General features: G+C 48.4%; 16 protein-coding genes, 1 tRNA gene and 1 pseudogene. 13 read left to right on the forward strand and 5 right to left on the reverse strand.

The features are described from left to right. Positions 1–106: 106 nt before the first annotated feature. Positions 107–1360 (forward strand): hypothetical protein, encoded by a 1254-nt coding sequence (locus tag EDF78_RS08440; protein ID WP_133822912.1) that lies wholly within the window; start codon positions 107–109, stop codon positions 1358–1360. Further along, complete coding sequence (locus EDF78_RS25755; protein WP_243839432.1) at positions 1347–3854, forward strand: DEAD/DEAH box helicase; 2508 nt, start codon at positions 1347–1349, stop codon at positions 3852–3854. Before EDF78_RS08440 ends, EDF78_RS25755 begins: the two co-directional genes overlap by 14 nt. A gap of 79 nt (positions 3855–3933) precedes the next feature. Here EDF78_RS25755 and EDF78_RS25760 read toward each other — a convergent pair. From EDF78_RS25760 to EDF78_RS08465, 4 genes and pseudogenes are all read right to left on the reverse strand, one after another. After that, positions 3934–4329, reverse strand: a pseudogene (locus EDF78_RS25760) (integrase); the annotation flags it as partial. A 54-nt stretch (positions 4330–4383) separates the two neighbouring features. Beyond that, positions 4384–5634, reverse strand: coding sequence for an integrase arm-type DNA-binding domain-containing protein (locus EDF78_RS08455; RefSeq protein WP_133822913.1), 1251 nt, complete (start codon positions 5632–5634; stop codon positions 4384–4386). 179 nt (positions 5635–5813) lie between these two features. Then, a tRNA-Arg gene (locus EDF78_RS08460) sits at positions 5814–5888 on the reverse strand. A gap of 90 nt (positions 5889–5978) precedes the next feature. Further along, a complete protein-coding gene (locus EDF78_RS08465) occupies positions 5979–6896 on the reverse strand; it encodes a formate/nitrite transporter family protein (protein ID WP_133822914.1) in 918 nt (305 codons plus the stop codon). 248 nt (positions 6897–7144) lie between these two features. Here EDF78_RS08465 and ccmA point away from each other — a divergent pair, with 248 nt between their 5' ends. The 10 genes from ccmA to mlaA all read left to right on the forward strand — a co-directional run bounded on the left by ccmA (position 7145) and on the right by mlaA (position 15284). Beyond that, positions 7145–7771 carry a cytochrome c biogenesis heme-transporting ATPase CcmA gene (ccmA, locus tag EDF78_RS08470; protein ID WP_119822603.1) on the forward strand — a complete coding sequence of 209 codons (627 nt, stop codon included), beginning with the start codon at positions 7145–7147 and terminating at the stop codon, positions 7769–7771. A 21-nt stretch (positions 7772–7792) separates the two neighbouring features. Beyond that, on the forward strand, positions 7793–8452 hold the full coding sequence (gene ccmB / locus EDF78_RS08475) for a heme exporter protein CcmB (protein WP_131694033.1): 660 nt from the start codon (positions 7793–7795) through the stop codon (positions 8450–8452). A 333-nt stretch (positions 8453–8785) separates the two neighbouring features. Beyond that, the gene (locus tag EDF78_RS08480; protein ID WP_095922900.1) at positions 8786–9523 is read left to right on the forward strand and encodes a heme ABC transporter permease; all 738 of its coding nucleotides are present in this window, start codon (positions 8786–8788) and stop codon (positions 9521–9523) included. After that, positions 9520–9780, forward strand: coding sequence for a heme exporter protein CcmD (gene ccmD / locus EDF78_RS08485; RefSeq protein WP_095922899.1), 261 nt, complete (start codon positions 9520–9522; stop codon positions 9778–9780). The genes EDF78_RS08480 and ccmD overlap by 4 nt, the downstream gene beginning before the upstream one ends. Continuing rightward, positions 9777–10271: a cytochrome c maturation protein CcmE gene (gene ccmE, locus EDF78_RS08490; protein WP_095922898.1), complete on the forward strand. Its 495-nt coding sequence runs from the start codon at positions 9777–9779 to the stop codon at positions 10269–10271. Before ccmD ends, ccmE begins: the two co-directional genes overlap by 4 nt. Beyond that, entirely contained in the window at positions 10268–12241 is a 1974-nt protein-coding gene (locus tag EDF78_RS08495; RefSeq protein WP_095922897.1) for a heme lyase CcmF/NrfE family subunit, read from the forward strand. Before ccmE ends, EDF78_RS08495 begins: the two co-directional genes overlap by 4 nt. Beyond that, entirely contained in the window at positions 12238–12789 is a 552-nt protein-coding gene (locus EDF78_RS08500; RefSeq protein ID WP_119822599.1) for a DsbE family thiol:disulfide interchange protein, read from the forward strand. Before EDF78_RS08495 ends, EDF78_RS08500 begins: the two co-directional genes overlap by 4 nt. After that, on the forward strand, positions 12786–13271 hold the full coding sequence (locus EDF78_RS08505; RefSeq protein ID WP_133822915.1) for a cytochrome c-type biogenesis protein: 486 nt from the start codon (positions 12786–12788) through the stop codon (positions 13269–13271). The genes EDF78_RS08500 and EDF78_RS08505 overlap by 4 nt, the downstream gene beginning before the upstream one ends. Beyond that, on the forward strand, positions 13268–14482 hold the full coding sequence (ccmI, locus tag EDF78_RS08510) for a c-type cytochrome biogenesis protein CcmI (RefSeq protein ID WP_119822597.1): 1215 nt from the start codon (positions 13268–13270) through the stop codon (positions 14480–14482). Before EDF78_RS08505 ends, ccmI begins: the two co-directional genes overlap by 4 nt. 34 nt (positions 14483–14516) lie before the next feature. Next, a complete protein-coding gene (gene mlaA, locus EDF78_RS08515; protein WP_095922893.1) occupies positions 14517–15284 on the forward strand; it encodes a phospholipid-binding lipoprotein MlaA in 768 nt (255 codons plus the stop codon). Between the two features lie 66 nt (positions 15285–15350). Here the strand turns inward: mlaA and fadL are convergent, their stop codons facing one another. Further along, entirely contained in the window at positions 15351–16628 is a 1278-nt protein-coding gene (gene fadL / locus EDF78_RS08520; RefSeq protein WP_131694030.1) for a long-chain fatty acid transporter FadL, read from the reverse strand. A 418-nt stretch (positions 16629–17046) separates the two neighbouring features. On the opposite strand from fadL, the gene EDF78_RS08525 reads away from it, so the two are divergent. Continuing rightward, on the forward strand, positions 17047–17379 hold the full coding sequence (locus EDF78_RS08525; RefSeq protein WP_095925185.1) for a YfcZ/YiiS family protein: 333 nt from the start codon (positions 17047–17049) through the stop codon (positions 17377–17379). Positions 17380–17569 lie beyond the last annotated feature (190 nt).

The following is a 17569-nucleotide window of genomic DNA, read 5'->3' on the forward strand; positions in this document are numbered from 1 at the left end:
TCTTTGTCATCAGAAGGCAACTTGCGAACCATTCAATGCGAAAACAGCAGGCTGCTGTAGGCAATGTGGCATTCAACCTGACATAAACTGTCTATCATTCGACTGTATGTCAACAATCCTTGATGCGGAGGATGTATATAGTTTTCCAGACAAAGATTTAGTCATTACACGAGTTAGTGGGAATGCAACACACCCCCTACGCATTGGTGAAATCGAAAATATCGCGGATAAGATATTTTACCTCAACGCTTTCAAGGAAAAAGATACTGAGCCTGGAAGGATCATGCTCAATTTTCCACAACTTGCCCCGCAAGGACTAATTAAGTATAATATTGAATCAAATTCAACTCCCGATTTGATAGAGAAATCAAAAGGATATAAAGGAGTTTCTGGTGGGTTGGTTTTAGAATATCCAGAATCTGATTTACCTGTAGCCTATGCTGTAATAATTGAAAATGGTAAAAATAACGATCTTATAGCTGAGTGTTTGAATGATATAGATCATGATTTGATTAATGCATATTTTGATTGTGTCATTTTTCATAGGCCTGTTTGGACAGTTAAATTAGATAATTCTATAAATGGTTACGTAAAGGAAATATTTAGAAAAAAATTAACCAACGATTTTGAAATTGTTACTTATATACCAGCACATAATGGTTTTCCTCATTTTGACTTAAAACCTATTGCAAGGTTTTTGTTGAATGAATTTAACTACATGCTCACCAATAATAAAATTTTACCTCCTCAAAGTGTGGTAAGAGCGGGTATGTTATTGTCCAAAGAAATTTCTCATGAGCCAGCAAATAAACTTTTAACTGGGAGATTGGTTGAAACATATCTTAATGCCCCTCATCTTTACTCTACGGGTTTAACCGCTAAATACTACCACCATATGCACTATATGATCACTGCTGATGGTAAATGTGAATTGGCATTTTCTAATTATTGCGGCCATAATAATTTAGTTGAAGAGTTAAATAATGAAATAGTTAAAATAATTTCTAATTTTAATTTTTATGGTTTTAATCAGGAGTTATTTTTAGAACGTTCATTTTTAAGCCAAAAACTTCCTGAGTCAGAGTGCGAAACTTTATTTAAAGTTCTATTTACTGGAAGTAAAAACCTTAATACTTTTTGTTTGGTTTTCACCTTGTCAATGGAAAATTATGATAAAGATGAATTTAATACTGTCGGTGACTATATTATTTCTATAGTTAATAATGCATGTAATAGTATTGATGAAAACATTCTTAAAACTCTTTCTTCAGGTCTTAAATTAAATTTATTGATTATGCCAAGCAACAAAATAAATGAATTATCACAGGCCATTGTTAGGGAGTTATATGGTGATGATTAGTCTTATTGAATATCTTTGTGATCGAATTAAGAGTAGTTATGAGTTTAACAATCACTACAGATTTTTATTAGATGAATTAGCCACTTCGTTCTTTGAGAAAGACAAATCTGATTTTGTTTTTTCTGAACATCATAAGCGACTTCTTCACTTCAGCGAATACTTGTCTAACTCCAGTCATGAACAAAATCGAGCAATAGCATTAAAAATAATCTCTGGCGTTAATGAACTATTTGCAGATAATAGCTATACAAAAGCTATAACCAAATCAATTCTTACTAAGTTCGGTTTGTTTTCAGCAGTTACATCTTTTACTGATTCTTCAATTTCTCTCTCAACAGCATCAACTATATTAGGTGATATTCGGAGGGTCGTTCAAACAATACCTAGTTCAGAATTGTCATTTACCAATAGGCAATATGATATTTATAATGAAATTCTGGCTAACAATTTCTTTAGTTTTTCTGGTCCAACCTCTTTAGGTAAGTCGTTTGTAATAAAAAACTGTGCAATTGATTTACTTAATAAATTTAAAATAATTGTTTTTATTTTACCTACTAAGGCCCTGCTTGAAGAATATTTGGTAGATTTTCGAGCTATGCTGAATGAAAGAAAAGTTGAAGGTGTAAATATCACCAAGTCTGTGTCAGGTGTAAAGGCTGACACAAAGAATATTATGATATTCACGCAAGAAAGGTATAATAATTTTCTATACGAAACTAATTTTAATGATATTAAAGTTGATGTCCTTTTCATTGATGAGGCACATAAATTAGCTGATAAAGGCAGTAGGCGGTCTATGACTTTATACAAAGTCATTTCCAATTCATTAGAGAAGTATTCCGATTTAAAGCTTGTATTCTCCAGCCCAGTAATTTCTAACCCTCAAATATTTTTCAAATATTTTAACGTGGTTGGTGAGAGCTTGAGTATCACGGAAAGTCCCGTTGCCCAAAGTTTATTTTTTGCAAATATATATAAAAACGAATATAAATATTTTGACACTGTGACAAAGTCGGTTGTTGATTTTAATGTTTCAGATACATTCGATTCTGATTTTGATTTGATATTGAAAATAGGCTCAAATTATGATTCAAATTTAATCTATGTATCAAGCAAATCACAGTGTGTGAACAAGGCTATAGAGTTTTCAGAGTATTTAATATCTAAAAAAATACCGCTCAAAGTTGATGATGAGTTGATGAATGAAGCGAAGCTAATTTCTGACTTTATTCATAAGGATTTCTCGTTACCCCACCTCTTAAAATATGGTATTGCATATCATCATGGGAATTTGCCGTCTTTTATTCGTAAGAGAATAGAGTTCCTTTATGCGAATAAAAAAATAAAGTATATTTTTTGCACATCTACTTTGTTGGAAGGGGTAAACTTACCAACTAAAAATGTGTTTATTTACCCATTCGGTAAGGCTAATAGTAATAGTGGTTTCTCGCTTGATTTTTGGAACCTTGCAGGAAGAGCAGGTCGTTACAAAAACGAGTTAACAGGTAATATTATCTGTATTAGTAATGGAGAAAATACTTGGAGTGAATTTGAAAATTCGGTTACAAACAAAGACAAAATAGAAATCGAAGATGAAATTTCCCCATTATTGAAAGCACATCGCAAGATTCTTAATTATCTTAATGAGAGTGTTCAAACCCCTGATCCCAAAGTGGTAGAAATATCTACTATGATTTTATCAGAAGTTTTAACATATATAAATGAAGGTAAGGTCGGCGGATTGTTAGAAACTTTTGATTCAAAGATTAGACAGAAAATAATTTCTGCTGGGCGTGAGCATTTAATAAGGAAAAACATTCTTGATATTGATGTCTCTACCTTTTCAGAAAATCATCGTTTTGACTCAGGTATTCAATCTTCAGCTTATAAGTTGGCTTCAAATAAAAATAATATTCTAACTACTTTCCAGAATGAAGATGTCAAAAGGTATCTCAAAAAAATTAATGACGTTTACGAAATAGTTAACCCTAAAGGTATCGTTCCTTTTCATATAATGACATACTCTTGGCTGATGGGTGAGCCTATTAGTGCAATAATAAATAATTCTATTAAATATAGTAACTCAGTACGTGATATAGAATCCTACTCTTGGGTCGATTTTGATAAAAATAATTCACAACATATAAATCAAAAAATATTAGAAGTGATAAATACCATAGAAACTGATATTACATTCAAGCTGGAAAGTGCTTTGGCTCATTACCATCAATTGTGTAAATCAATACATGGGGAAGATTTGAGTGGGATAAATCTTTCCAAGTTTGTTGATTATGGGACGGTAAATTCCAAAGAAATGTCATTGCAAGAATATGGTTTTTCACGTGCTGCCGCTTCTGAATTGCTGAGGAAGTATCGAAATTTAATTGAATTTGATAATAAAGACCAATTAATTGGAATAAAAATTAAATCTCTGATTAAGGTTATAGATAATAATAGTTTGGTCAAAAAGGAAATTGAGTGGCTTAATCTTTGAAATTTAACTTAAACCGAAGTGGTAAAAATACCTTTTTACCACTTCGAAAATATTAGTGATTATTATAACCTTGTAATATTTATGCGGTAACTGCTTTAAATCTTTGAGCAACGACGTAATCGCTCCAGCACTGCATGAGAACAAGACGTTCCGAAAGAGATTCTGCACGATTGTATGCTGTAATTATTTCGTCTTTCTTCGAGTGGCAAGGGCTGCTTCTAAAACATCTGTCCTGAACTTACCAGACTCTTCTGCTGCTATTCTTGCAATAAAGTCATACCGTGAGCTACAAGCACGCCTCCAAACCCCATTCGGATGATAGCTGCATTGGCTGTCTTTTCATGCATATGATTAAGTGGCGTTTTAATGCTCGAAAAAACTCATTCCCTGTGCCTACTGCCTACTGCCTACTGATTGGTTCCATTGATTTGAGTATTCGTATTGCTTCTTTGCTCAGTTCAATCTTACCAATTCGATGGGATGTAGGGCAGCCTCATTAGCATTTTCAAGGCTGCCCATCGGTAGGCGGCTATCTTCGGTCCACATAGGTAAATGGTGTCACAGCTTCTACCTTACATGTTTCAAGGTAGTCAGCCCACCATTGGAGCATTAGTTTCCTTTCTTCAAGATGTTCTGCTTTGTGTATGTATGCTGCTCGAACGGAGTTTCGTTCTTGATGGCTCATTTGACGTTCAACAGCATCTCTTGACCACAGTCCAGACTCAATTAGAGCACTACATGCCATGGTTCGAAAACCATGGCCACACACTTCCTTCTTTGTATCGTAGCCCATAGTGCGCAGGGCCTTGTTGACAGTGTTTTCGCTGATTGGTTTGTCATCACGACTAAAACCTATGAACATAAGTTCTTTATCGCCACTGATAGAATGAAGTTTTTCGAGCAGGCTTTTGGCTTGTTTGCTCAATGGCACAAGGTGAGGGTTTTTCATTTTCGAGCCTCTGCCAGAATACTTAACTCCATCCAACTCTTGACGTTCTCCTGGGATCGTCCATAAGGAATTTTCGAAATTCACTTCGGACCAACGTGCAAACCTAAGTTCACTTGAACGGATGAAAGTCAGCAGAGTTAACTGGACTGCGATTTGCGTTATGCCTTTACCTTTATAAGCTTCAATTCGTCTTAGAAGCTCAGGTAGCTGTTCGAAGGGGAGAGCAGGGCGATGAGTGCTTTTAGGTGTTGTCACGGCACCCGAAAGGTCATAGGCGGGATTTTGGTCAATCAAAGCGTTATGGACGGCATATCGCATTATGGCTGTTATGCGTTGTTGTAAACGCGAAGCTACTTCAAGATGCCCGCTTTTCTCAGCGTTTTTTAGCGGAAGCAACAAATCACGGGTTTTGAGTTCAGTGATGTTCCGTTTACCAATAACTGGAAACAGATGGGTGATTAAGCTGTTTAACACTGTTGTTCTGTGACTATCAGACCATGTCCTGTTGCTCGAATGCCAATCTCTGGCAACCGTTTCGAATGTGAGCAAACCTTTTTCTTCAACCTTTTCAGATTTTCGCTTCTCACTAGGATCTATGTTGTTTGCGATTAGCTTTCTTGCTTCGTCTCTTCTAAGGCGTGCAGTGGCAAGAGAGATTTCAGGATAAACACCTAACGCCAACATTTTTTGTTTACCGGCAAAACGGTATTGCAGACGCCAATATTTCGAACCGCTGGGCTGAATCAGAAGGTGCATACCACCACCATCAGTCAGCTTTACCGGCTTCTCAACAGCTTTAGCATTTCTTACTTTTACCTCAGTGAGTGCCATAGAAAACCTCCCATACTGATGGTATCTGCATTATCGAACTTACCATACCAACTGTTATACCAACAAAATGTGCAGGATGTTGATAAAAGTTATTGGAATTTGGTAGACGAAGTGATGGGGTTAACTTGCTGAATTTAGAGAATAAAATAGACTTGAGTGGACGTTTGCAGACATTAAATTGGTGTCCCCTACAGGAATCGAACCTGTAACTAGCCCTTAGGAGGGGCTTGTTATATCCGTTTAACTAAGGAGACACGGGCGCCTGTGGAAAGCGCCCGCGTAGTATACCCATTTTTCTCAGAATAATAAGGCATCAGACTGCCGTTTGGTTGTTTCCTCGCCAGTCAGGGTTTTGCGGCCTCTTTTTTCGCGGCTTCCTGTTCCTCTTTTTTCGCCTTCGCTTTCTTCTGATTACTCATATCGTTACGGATCTGCGCGTGGCTGATCAGCGCGAAGATAAAGGTGCCGCCGAAGATGTTTCCGGCAAGCGTCGGCAGGGCGAAAGGCCAGATAAATTCATACCAGGGGATGGCGCCGGAGAACACCAGATACAGGATTTCTACCGAGCCGACCACGATGTGTGTCAGGTCGCCAATCGCCACCATATAGGTCATCAGCATGATCACCCACAGCTTGGCAGTACCGGCGGAGGGGATCATCCAGACCATCGTCGCGATCAACCAGCCGGAGACCATGCCGCCGACAAACATGCCTTCGGCGTCTTTCTCCATGATTTCCAGACTGATGGTGCGGAATGCCTCGTCGGTCGCCGTATCGAAAAAGGGCACCAGATGAAAGACCAGCGCCGCCAGCCCGCCGCCAATCACGTTACCCGCCAGCACGATGGCCCATAAACGCAGCAGCAGCAGGATATTCCTGCCGGTCGGTTTTTGCATGATCGGCAAAACGGCGGTGACAGTGTTTTCGGTAAATAACTGCTGGCGCGCCATGATCACGATAATGAACCCGACGGTATAACCGAGGTTTTCGATAAAAAAACGTTCCGGCGTATCGGGCAGACGGGCGTGAAGAATGCCTTTCGCCATCAGCGAGGCGCTGATCGACAGCCCGGCGGCAATGGCTGACCACAGCAGCGCCTGTCCGTCGCGCTCGAGTTCTTTCTCTCCTTCCATGCGGATGACTTCATGTACGGCGGCCGCTTTCGACGGCAAATTCTCCTCGCCGGTCTCGATCTCTTTGCCTTGCGCGTGTTCGTCGCTGTCGACATCGTTATCATCGCGAGGCTTTTTTTCTTCGGTCATTGTTGTTCCCCAAAAGTACGGCAAGTCAGTTTTATTGGTGTTCCTGAATAAGCATAGGCGAGGCGGGAAGATTATGAGCAGGTATACAAAAAAGTTACAAACCGTTAACCCATGAACCTTATGGGACATTTTACGGAATGTTTGCTGGATTTCAGGGTTTTCAACCCTGTAAACTGTCGTCCCCTAAGCTGCGTCACGTCCGGCGCCTGTGATATGATGCGCACTTGTGAAAAATAAGAGACATCACCATGTTTGAAGCCCTTAACCTGAGCTGTGTTCGCGATGAGCGAACCTTGTTTAGCGGCTTAAGTTTCACTATCGAACCGGGTGAAATGGTGCAGATTGAAGGCCGTAACGGCGCCGGTAAAACCAGTTTACTGCGTATTCTTGCCGGGTTGTCCTCTCCGGACGCCGGTGAAGTCCGCTGGCAGGGCGTGAGTACCCGCCGTCAGCGCGATATTTTCCATCAGCAACTTCTGTACCTCGGCCATCAGCCCGGCGTAAAGTCAGTGCTCACTGCGTTTGAAAACCTTGCCTTCTGTCAGTCAGTGACCGGAAAAACCGATGCCGACGCTATTTATCAGGCGCTGGAGAATGTCGGTTTGCTGGGCTACGAAGATGTAACGGTGGCGCAGATGTCAGCCGGACAGCAACGCCGTGTCGCGCTGGCGCGTTTATGGCTGAGTGAAGCGCCGCTGTGGATCCTCGATGAACCGCTGACCGCGATTGATAAACAGGGCGTTGCCACACTGATTGCCCTGTTTGAGCAACATGCGCAGCAGGGCGGAATGGTGCTGCTGACCACGCATCAGGATTTGCAGGGTGTGAACCGCGACGTGCGAAAACTTCGTCTGACCAGTGCTGAGCCGGTGTGACGCGAAAGGGAAAGAATAGGAATGTTTACGAAAGTCCTGCGCCGCGAGCTGAAAATCGCCTTTCGCAAAAGCGCTGAAATTATTAACCCGCTGTGGTTCTTCCTGATTGTGATTACGCTGTTCCCGCTCGGGATCGGCCCCGAGCCTAAATTACTGGCACGCATTGCACCCGGCATTGTCTGGGTCGCCGCGCTGCTGTCCTCGTTGCTGGCGCTGGAAAGGTTGTTCCGTGACGACTACCTGGACGGCTCGCTTGAACAACTGTTGTTACTGCCTTCGCCGCTTGCACTCACGGTTCTGGGGAAAGTATGTGCTCACTGGGTGGTGACCGGTTTGCCGTTACTGATCCTCTCTCCGCTGATTGCTTTGCTGCTTTCACTGGATTTTGACACCTGGAAAGCCGTCGCACTGACGATTTTACTGGGGACGCCGACGCTGAGTTTTATCGGCGCGATTGGTGTGGCGTTGACCGTCGGGTTGCGCAAGGGCGGCGTTCTGCTCAGTCTTCTGGTGCTGCCGCTGTACATTCCGGTGCTGATTTTTGCCACCGGCGCGATTGATGCCGCCTCGATGTCGATGCCCATTGGCGGTTATCTGGCCATTCTTGGTGCGATGCTGGCGGGCAGTGCGACGCTAGCGCCATTCGCGACGGCCGCTGCTCTGCGAGTCAGTGTTCACTAACCCGTCATGCTTCGAGCCGCAGATGCGTTGGCTGCGCTTCGCCACCCGAATCACTTACTTGTGTAAGCTCATCGGGATGGCGTCGTTTGCCGCCTTCCTGCAACCCGAATTATTTAGGGTTAACCTGGACGCTGGCCAGTAGCACAGAATTATTTTACGTGTCGTTACAATAGAGAAGAAAAAACGCAACCTTTGACTAACATCACACTTCTCTATAGTGAACAATAGAGACGCCAACAATAAGTGCGGGTGATTGAAGGCTGACCGCGCAAGAACCCACCGAGGTTCCACGGCATATCACACAGTGACATTTTATAGTGAGCAACGATAACAATGTGGAAATGGTTACATCAACTCGCAAGGCCTGAACGGCTTTACCACGTCTGTGGCCGGTTCATTCCCTGGCTCGGCATTATGGGTCTTGCCTGCCTGCTGATCGGCTGGGTATGGGGTTTTGGCTATGCGCCTCCGGATTACCAGCAAGGTAACAGTTACCGGATAATGTATATCCATGTCCCGGCGGCGATCTGGTCGATGGGCATTTACAGCGCGATGGCGATCGCGGCATTTATCGGCCTGGTGTGGCAGATGAAAATGTCGGATCTGGCGGTGGCTGCGATGGCACCGGTCGGCGCGGTGTTCACGTTTATCGCGCTGGTCACCGGCTCCGCATGGGGCAAGCCGATGTGGGGCACCTGGTGGGTGTGGGATGCGCGTCTGACCTCCGAACTGGTGTTGCTGTTCCTGTATCTCGGTGTGATTGCACTGTACAACGCCTTCGACGACCGCCGTCTGGCCGGACGTGCCGCCGGTATTCTGGTGCTGGTCGGCGTGGTTAACATTCCCATCATCCATTACTCCGTGCAGTGGTGGAACACCCTGCATCAGGGATCCACTAACATGCAGCAGACCATCGACCCGAGCATGCGTTATCCGCTGCGCTGGGCGATCTTCGGTTATCTGTTCTTCTTTATTACCCTGACGCTGATGCGTTTGCGTAACCTGATTTTGGTTCAGGAACGTCTGCGTCCGTGGGTGGCTGGCTTGCTGAATAAGGAGCATCGCGGATGAGCCCTGCATTCTCAAGCTGGCATGATTTCTTTGCGATGGGCGGCTATGCCTTTTATGTCTGGCTGTCGGTCGCCGCCACCCTGATTTCCCTGATTGCGCTGGTGGTGCATACCTTTGTGCAGCACCGGCAGATCCTTGGCGAGGTTCATCGTCGTCAGGCGCGTGAAAAACGTATCAGTCAGTCTCAGTCTAAAAAACAGCAAGACGCGCAGACGTCACCGCTGGAACCGGACACTTCCCCGGAGAAGTTATTGTGAATCCACGTCGTAAAAAGCGGCTGTCGCTGGCGCTGGTGGTGCTGATCGGCCTTGGCCTGAGCATCTCACTGGTGATGTACGCGCTGCGCTCGAATATTGATTTGTTTTATACACCCAGTGAAATATTGCAGGGCAAAGGCGAAGACCACGAAATGCCGACCGTTGGCCAGCGCCTGCGCATCGGCGGCATGGTGATGCCCGGTTCCGTGAAGCGTGATCCGAAAAGTTTGCAGGTCAGTTTTAAAATTTATGATGCGCGCGGCGCGATCGCGGTGACATACAACGGCATCCTGCCGGATCTGTTCCGCGAAGGGCAGGGCGTGGTGGCGCAGGGCGTGATGGAACCGGGGAACGTGGTGAATGCCATTCAGGTTCTGGCGAAACACGATGAAAAATATGTGCCGCCGGAAGTTGCCGACGCCATGAAAGAAAACCACAAAGGGCCGGCTTCGGCCTATGTGGGCAACGATAAAGGAAATGACCGCTCATGATGCCGGAACTGGGAACATTTGCACTCTGTCTGGCGTTAGGTCTGGCGGTGTTACTGAGTATTTATCCGCAGTGGGGCGCTGCCCGTCAGGACAGCCGGATGATGGCAATGGCGCGTCCGCTGGCGTACGGCATGTTCGCCTGCATCGTGCTGGCCTTCATTATTCTGGTGCATGCGTTTGTGGTGAATGATTTTACCGTCGCGTATGTCGCCAATAACTCCAACACCCGTCTGCCGGTATATTACCGCGTGGCGGCCACCTGGGGCGCACACGAAGGTTCGCTGCTGCTGTGGGTGTTATTGCTGAGTTGCTGGACGCTCGCCGTGGCGCTGTTCAGCCGCCGTATGCCGCAGGATGCGGTGTCGCGCGTGCTGGCGGTGATGGGCATGATCACCGGCGGTTTCCTGCTGTTTATTTTGCTGACGTCGAATCCGTTTATCCGCTCTTTGCCGAATTTCCCGGTAGACGGCAGCGACCTGAATCCGGTGTTGCAGGATATCGGCCTGATTTTCCATCCGCCTTTGCTGTACATGGGATACGTCGGTTTCTCCGTGGCCTTTGCGTTCGCGATTGCTTCGCTGATGGCCGGTCGTCTGGATACCGCATGGGCGCGCTGGTCGCGTCCGTGGACACAAGCCGCGTGGGTGTTTCTGACTATCGGCATTGTGCTCGGGTCCGCCTGGGCGTATTACGAATTAGGCTGGGGCGGCTGGTGGTTCTGGGATCCGGTTGAGAATGCCTCCTTTATGCCGTGGCTGGCCGGTACGGCGCTGATCCACTCGCTGGCGGTGACCGAAAAGCGCGGGACGTTTAAAGCCTGGACGGTACTGCTGGCGATCACCGCGTTCTCGCTGTGTCTGCTCGGCACTTTCCTGGTGCGCTCCGGCGTGCTGGTCTCCGTTCACTCATTTGCTTCGGATCCGGCGCGCGGCATGTTTATCCTCGCTTATCTGGTGATTGTGATCGGCGGCTCGCTGCTGCTGTATGCCTTCAAAGGTAACTCGGTGCGCGCGCCGAGCCGTCACGAATTACACTCTCGCGAGAGCTATCTGCTGGGAAACAACGTGTTGCTGGTTGCGGCGATGCTGGTGGTGCTGCTCGGTACGCTGCTGCCGCTGATCCACAAACAGCTCGGGCTGGGCAGTATTTCTATCGGCGAACCCTTCTTTAATACGATGTTTACCTGGCTGATGGCACCGCTGGCGCTGCTGCTGGGGATCGGGCCGCTGGTGCGCTGGCGTCGTGATGAACCGAGCAAACTGTGGCGTCGTCTGGGCCTGGCGCTGGTCGTCACGCTGGTCTTGTCGATTCTTCTGCCGTGGTTGTTGCAGGATAAAATTGTCGGCATGACCGTGGTCGGTATGCTGATGTCGGTGTGGGTGATCGTCCTTACGCTGATGGAACTGCACGAACGCGCCACGCACCGTCATTCATTCTGGCGCGGTCTGACCAAACTTTCCCGCAGTCACTGGGGCATGGTGCTTGGCCATCTCGGCGTGGCGGTCACGGTGATCGGCATTGCCTTCAGCCAGAATTACAGCGTGGAGCGCGATGTGCGCATGAAGTCCGGCGATACCGTGGATATTCATGACTATCACTTTATTTTCCGCGATGTTCGTGACATTACCGGCCCGAACTATACCGGCGGTGAGGCGAATATTGACGTCACTCAGAACGGCAAAAAAGTCACCACGCTGCACGCTGAAAAACGCTTCTACAGCGTGGCGCGCAGCATGATGACCGAAGCGGCCATCGACGGCAATCTGGCGCGTGACCTGTACGCCGCGCTGGGTGAAGAGATGGACGACGGATCCTGGGCGGTGCGGTTGTACTACAAACCCTTTGTCCGCTGGATCTGGCTCGGCGGCCTGTTTATGGCGGCGGGCGGCGTGTTGTGTATTCTCGATCCGCGCTATCGCATGAGCAAAAAGCTTAAGAAGCAAGGTCTGACGGAGGCTGAAGAAGCATGAACCGTAAACTCCTCTTTATTCCGCTGATCTTGTTTCTGGCGCTGGCCGCAGCCTTTCTCGTGCAACTGACCCGCAATGCCAACGGCGATGATCCGACCTTGCTGGAATCTGCCCTGATCGGCAAACCGGTGCCGGTGTTCAAACTGGAATCGCTGGCGCAGGCGGGGAAAACCTACGATCAGTCGGTACTGCGCGACGGCAAACCGATGCTGCTCAATGTCTGGGCGACGTGGTGCCCGACCTGCCGCGCCGAACATGATTATCTGAATACCCTCGCCGCCAAAGGTGTACGCGTGGTCGGGCTGAATTACAAAGACGACCGGCAGAAAGCGGTCAACTGGCTGAATACGCTGGGTAATCCTTACATGCTGAGTCTGTACGACGGCGACGGCATGCTGGGGTTAGATCTGGGGGTTTACGGTGCGCCGGAAACGTTCCTGATTGACGGACAGGGCATCATCCGCTATCGCCATGCCGGTGATCTGAATGAAAAGGTCTGGCAGAGCGAAGTCTTGCCGCTGTACAAAAAATACGGAGGCAGCGTATGAGACTGATTTCGTCACTGCCCGCGTTGCTGCTGGGCATGCTGCTGAGTGTCAGCGCCTTTGCGTCGATTGATACGTATCAGTTCACATCGCCGGAGCAGGAACAGGCTTACCGCGACATCACCGCTCAGCTGCGCTGTCCGAAATGCCAGAACACCAATATCGCGGCGTCGGATTCGATCATCGCCGCCGATATGCGCACCAAGGTGTTTCAGCTGCTCAATGAAGGGCAGGATCGCCAGCAAATCGTGGCCTATATGGTGGCGCGTTACGGTAATTTCGTCACTTACGAACCGCCGGTCACGCCCTCGACGATCATTTTGTGGCTCGGTCCGGTGCTGGTGATTGTGATTGGCGCGGGAATGATTTTCATGCGTTCCCGCCGTGGCAGGGCGCGCACGATAAACACAACAGAAGACATGTCAGAACAAGAGAGACAGCGCCTGGCGCAGTTACTTAAAGACAGCGACGGGAAAGGATCATGAGCATTTTTTGGCTGTGCATTATTGTGATGCTGGTTATCGCGCTGGCACTGTTTATTGTGCCGGTGGTGCGTGGCGACCGGGCGGAACATACCTCCCGCGATGCGCTGAACAAAGCGTTTTACCATCACCGTCTGAGTGAGCTGGAAGAAGACGAAGCGCAGGGCGTGGTGGATGAGCGTCCGGCGCATATTCAGGAGTTACAGGAAAACCTGCTGACGGACATTCCTGCCGGACAGGCACCGGTTGCGGTTCAGCCGATAGGCCGCTGGACGCTGGTGCCGGGCGGTATTCTGCTGGTGATCATCACGCTGGGGCTGTATCTCTACGCCGGTGGTCTGGGGCAGGTGAGTGCGTGGGATCAGGTGATGCAACACATGCCTGATCTGCGCCACCGCATTGCTGACGATCACGGCGCGCCGCTGACCGCCACGGATGTGCAGGATCTGGGGCTCGGATTGCGTACCGATTTGCAGGCCAATCCGGATAATATTCAGGACTGGGTGATGCTTGGCCGGGTCGGGATGGCGCTCAACAATGCCGCCACCGCCACGCAGGCGTATGCCCATGCGTATCAGCTCGCGCCAAACGATATGTCCGTCAAACTCGGTTATGCCGAAGTGCTGACCCGCTCGTCGGATCCGCAGGATAACCTTACCGGCGGCAATCTGTTACGCAGTATGCTGGAAAAATCTCAGGGCGATCTGCGTGTGCTAAGCCTGCTGGCCTATAATGAATATGAACAGGGTCACTACCCGCAAGCCATTGGCGCGTGGGAAGTTATGCAGAAAATCCTGCCTGCCGGGGATAAGCGTCTGGAAATGGTTAACGCCAGCATTGCACAGGCAAAACAGAAAGCCGGTCTGGATCAGGCTAAACTGGCGGTCAATGTGACGCTTTCTGCTGACGCACAGACGAAACTTCCGCAGAATGGCACGGTCTTTATTTCCGTGACAGATGGCAGCAGTCCGGTGCCGGTAGCGGTTAAAAAGCTGCCGCTCAGCCGCTTCCCGCTGGCGATCACTGTCGATGACAGCAACGCAATGATGCCGGAACGCTTGCTTTCTTCGCTGCATCAATTAAAAGTACGCGTTCGTATTTCACAAAATGGTCTGGCAACCCCGGCCTCAGGTGACTGGTACGGCGACAGTCCGCTGATCGATTTTACCGGTAACGGTCAGGTCAGCATCGACATTAATCAGCAGGTTCCATAATAAGGAACCGACGATCAAAAACAGGGAGATATCCATGAACTTACGCCTGACTGGGCTGGCGTTTGCGACAGTTTTGCTGGTCGGTTGTGCCGGCACGTCCGGATCTTCGGACAGCGAACAGCAAGGACGTTCTGATCCGCTCGAAGGTTTCAACCGGGTGATGTTCGACTTTAACTACAACTATATGGATCCGTACCTCGTGCGGCCTGTTGCCGTCGCATGGCGTGATTACGTGCCGCAACCGGCGCGTAACGGTACCAGCAATTTCCTCAGCAACCTTGATGAACCGGCCAGCATGGTCAACTCCTTGCTGAAAGGCGATCCGTACCGTGCGGCGATCCACTTCAACCGTTTCTTCCTGAACACGCTTCTGGGGATGGGCGGTCTGATTGACGTGGCGGGCATGGCGAATCCGAAACTGGCGCGCGAGGAAGCACAAGGCTTCGGCAGCACGCTGGGACATTACGGTGTCGGCTACGGTCCGTATGTGGTTCTGCCGGGTTATGGCAGCGCGACCATTCGTGATGAAGGGGGCGATCTGGTCGATGATCTGTACCCGATGCTCAGCTACCTGACCTTCTGGATGTCGGCCGGTAAATGGGTACTGGAAGGCGTCGAAACCCGTGCTGAACTGCTCGATTCTGATGGCCTGATCCGTAACTCTTCTGATCCGTATCTGTTTATCCGTGAAGCGTACTTCCAGCGTCATGATTTCCTGGCGAGAGGCGGTCAGCTGACGCCGCAGGAAAACCCGAACGCGGCATTGATTCAGGGCGACCTGAAAGATATCGATGCGGAATAACCGTTTCTTGTGCATAAAAAAAGCGCCTTCCGGCGCTTTTTTTCTCTCTGGCGTAACTTTGGCTTATCAGAAGCTATAGTTAAAGTTCGCGCCATACAGCATCGCGGTGCCTTTCGCTTCGAACTCATAGTTCGGCACACCGTCTGCCACTTTCTCGCTGATATTCACTGTCTGGCCGTGCATATAAGAGACACCGACATCCACTGACGCATCTTTATTGAAGGCGTAAGTGGTACCCGCTGAAATCCAGAAGCGATCCTGATCCGGGATAGAAATGGTGCGGTTATCTGCCGGAACCGGGCTGTCATCGAAGGCGATACCGGTACGGAAGGTCCAGTTCTCGTCGTAGTAATACGTGGTACCCAACGCGATGCGGTACGCATCATGGTAGCCTTCGTCTTTCTGGAACAGAGTCTGACCGTCAGAACCGGTGGCTTTCAGCTCCTGGAACTGGCTCCAGCTGGTGTAAGCCAGGCTGTAGTGAATCGCCCATTTCGGTGCGACTTTGTTATAACCGGACAATTCCCACATTTCTGGCAGGTTGAGGGTCAGGGAACCCGGAACGGTATGACCGCCCGTGCCGCCTAACGCCTGCGGAATGCCGTTGCGGTATTCGCCGTCAAAGTCGATTTTCACTTCTGAACGGTAGGTGAAACCGTAACGGTTATTATCATCCACTTCATACAAGATACCGGCGTTCCAGCCGTAGCCCCATTCGTTACCTTTCAGCTTGGCGGCTTCCGTGTCGGCTGGCAGCAGGCCACCCGTTTGCAGCGGAACCAGCTCACCGGCGGTACGACGGATTTTCGCTTTCGCGTAGACGGCATCAAAGCCGACACCGAAGCTGAAATTCTGGTTTAAACGGTAAGCGACACTTAAGTTAGTGTTGATGGTGGTGAGGTCTGTTTCACCGCCGATCGGGCCTGCCGGATAATTATCACTGAATTCTGTTGCCAGACCGTAGTTGGAGGTGGCTGATGCGCCAACCGCCCATTGATCATCCAGAGGCATAATAAAGTGGATATTCGGCACCCACTGATTTGGCGCAATATTATCATCACTGGTGCTGGCACCGGTGACCGGGGATTTCCCCGTCACGCTGACGTCCGGGTCGACATAAATCGCGCCTGCCGAGAAGGAAGGTCGATCGAACATGGTCATGGTTGCCGGGTTACGGCTACCGGACGCTGCGGTGTCAGCGATAGCGCCTTCACCAGAGAAGGAGCGACCTAAGCCCGCAGCGGTATATTCATTTAACTGAAAACCTGCTGCATATACATTGGAGGAAACAATTGCCACTGCAGCTGCCAGAGCTGATCTTTTAAACAGGTTTTTCTGGTTCATGACCAAAACCTCAATTTTATGTTTTTTATCAAACAATGTTACATGACGTAACAATGAGCGCAGGATTGTAGGGTCCGTTATCAGTCTGACAAATCAGACCAGTGAGCGAAGTATAGGTCTGACCTGTGGTGTAGTTGCAATAATGTTTCATTGATATTTCTTACTTGATGCAAGAAATTGGATCCACTTAACAAAAAACCAACAATAAAAGTTCAATTAAGAAACGTTAAAGTGAGAAGACAGACTTAGTTTTAACCGATTGCTTGCATTTACGTGATCTGGATCACCCCAAAGCCACATAAAAAGTAAGTTGTCGTGTGTTGTCAGGGCGGTGGCGTAAAATACAGGCTGAAAATAAATTCTTTATTCGCAAACAGGCCAGACGGTGGATGTTGCCGTTGATGCCGGGGAGAAAATGATGTCTGACGTAACTATGTCCTCTAAATCCACCCAACCTCTGCATTCCATCAACAAATGTGGCGCGGAAGAAACCGCCGCCTGCTGTTGTGTTGATGTGGGTACCATCATGGACAACACCGATTGCACCGCCTCTTACAGCCGCGTTTTCGAAAATGAAGCACAGGCGAAAGAAATGCTGCAAACCCTGACCGAACGTGCGCGCGATGTAGAATCCGAGCCATGCGAGATCACCAGCCGTCTGGAAAAAGTCGAAGGCGGCGTTGAGCTGAATATCGATTTCACCTTTAGCTGTCAGGCTGAGACCATGATCTTCCAGTTAGCCTTGCGCTAATCCCCGTCATACTTTGAGCCACAGATGCGTTGGCTGCACTCAGTAACCCGAATCACTGACTTATGTCAGCTCATCGGGATTACCTCGATTGCCGCCTTTCTGAGACTCAAATTATTTAGGGGAAGTTTTAAATTGTAATACCGCTTATATAAGCGGTATTTTTTTGTCTGCTATTCCTGCCAGTCGCATT

It is taken from the genome of Rahnella sp. BIGb0236, from assembly GCF_004364755.1.
Classification (GTDB): Bacteria; Pseudomonadota; Gammaproteobacteria; order Enterobacterales; family Enterobacteriaceae; genus Rahnella; species Rahnella victoriana.

What these genes read in the sequence shown, in the direction of transcription:
- EDF78_RS08440 (WP_133822912.1), top strand. Translation starts at nt 107, where the DNA reads ATGTCAACAATCCTTGATGCGGAGGATGTATATAGTTTTCCAGACAAA.
- EDF78_RS25755 (WP_243839432.1), top strand. Translation starts at nt 1,347, where the DNA reads ATGGTGATGATTAGTCTTATTGAATATCTTTGTGATCGAATTAAGAGT.
- EDF78_RS08455 (WP_133822913.1), bottom strand. Translation starts at nt 5,634, where the DNA reads ATGGCACTCACTGAGGTAAAAGTAAGAAATGCTAAAGCTGTTGAGAAG.
- EDF78_RS08465 (WP_133822914.1), bottom strand. Translation starts at nt 6,896, where the DNA reads ATGACCGAAGAAAAAAAGCCTCGCGATGATAACGATGTCGACAGCGAC.
- ccmA (WP_119822603.1), top strand. Translation starts at nt 7,145, where the DNA reads ATGTTTGAAGCCCTTAACCTGAGCTGTGTTCGCGATGAGCGAACCTTG.
- ccmB (WP_131694033.1), top strand. Translation starts at nt 7,793, where the DNA reads ATGTTTACGAAAGTCCTGCGCCGCGAGCTGAAAATCGCCTTTCGCAAA.
- EDF78_RS08480 (WP_095922900.1), top strand. Translation starts at nt 8,786, where the DNA reads ATGTGGAAATGGTTACATCAACTCGCAAGGCCTGAACGGCTTTACCAC.
- ccmD (WP_095922899.1), top strand. Translation starts at nt 9,520, where the DNA reads ATGAGCCCTGCATTCTCAAGCTGGCATGATTTCTTTGCGATGGGCGGC.
- EDF78_RS08495 (WP_095922897.1), top strand. Translation starts at nt 10,268, where the DNA reads ATGATGCCGGAACTGGGAACATTTGCACTCTGTCTGGCGTTAGGTCTG.
- EDF78_RS08500 (WP_119822599.1), top strand. Translation starts at nt 12,238, where the DNA reads ATGAACCGTAAACTCCTCTTTATTCCGCTGATCTTGTTTCTGGCGCTG.
- EDF78_RS08505 (WP_133822915.1), top strand. Translation starts at nt 12,786, where the DNA reads ATGAGACTGATTTCGTCACTGCCCGCGTTGCTGCTGGGCATGCTGCTG.
- ccmI (WP_119822597.1), top strand. Translation starts at nt 13,268, where the DNA reads ATGAGCATTTTTTGGCTGTGCATTATTGTGATGCTGGTTATCGCGCTG.
- mlaA (WP_095922893.1), top strand. Translation starts at nt 14,517, where the DNA reads ATGAACTTACGCCTGACTGGGCTGGCGTTTGCGACAGTTTTGCTGGTC.
- fadL (WP_131694030.1), bottom strand. Translation starts at nt 16,628, where the DNA reads ATGAACCAGAAAAACCTGTTTAAAAGATCAGCTCTGGCAGCTGCAGTG.
- EDF78_RS08525 (WP_095925185.1), top strand. Translation starts at nt 17,047, where the DNA reads ATGTCTGACGTAACTATGTCCTCTAAATCCACCCAACCTCTGCATTCC.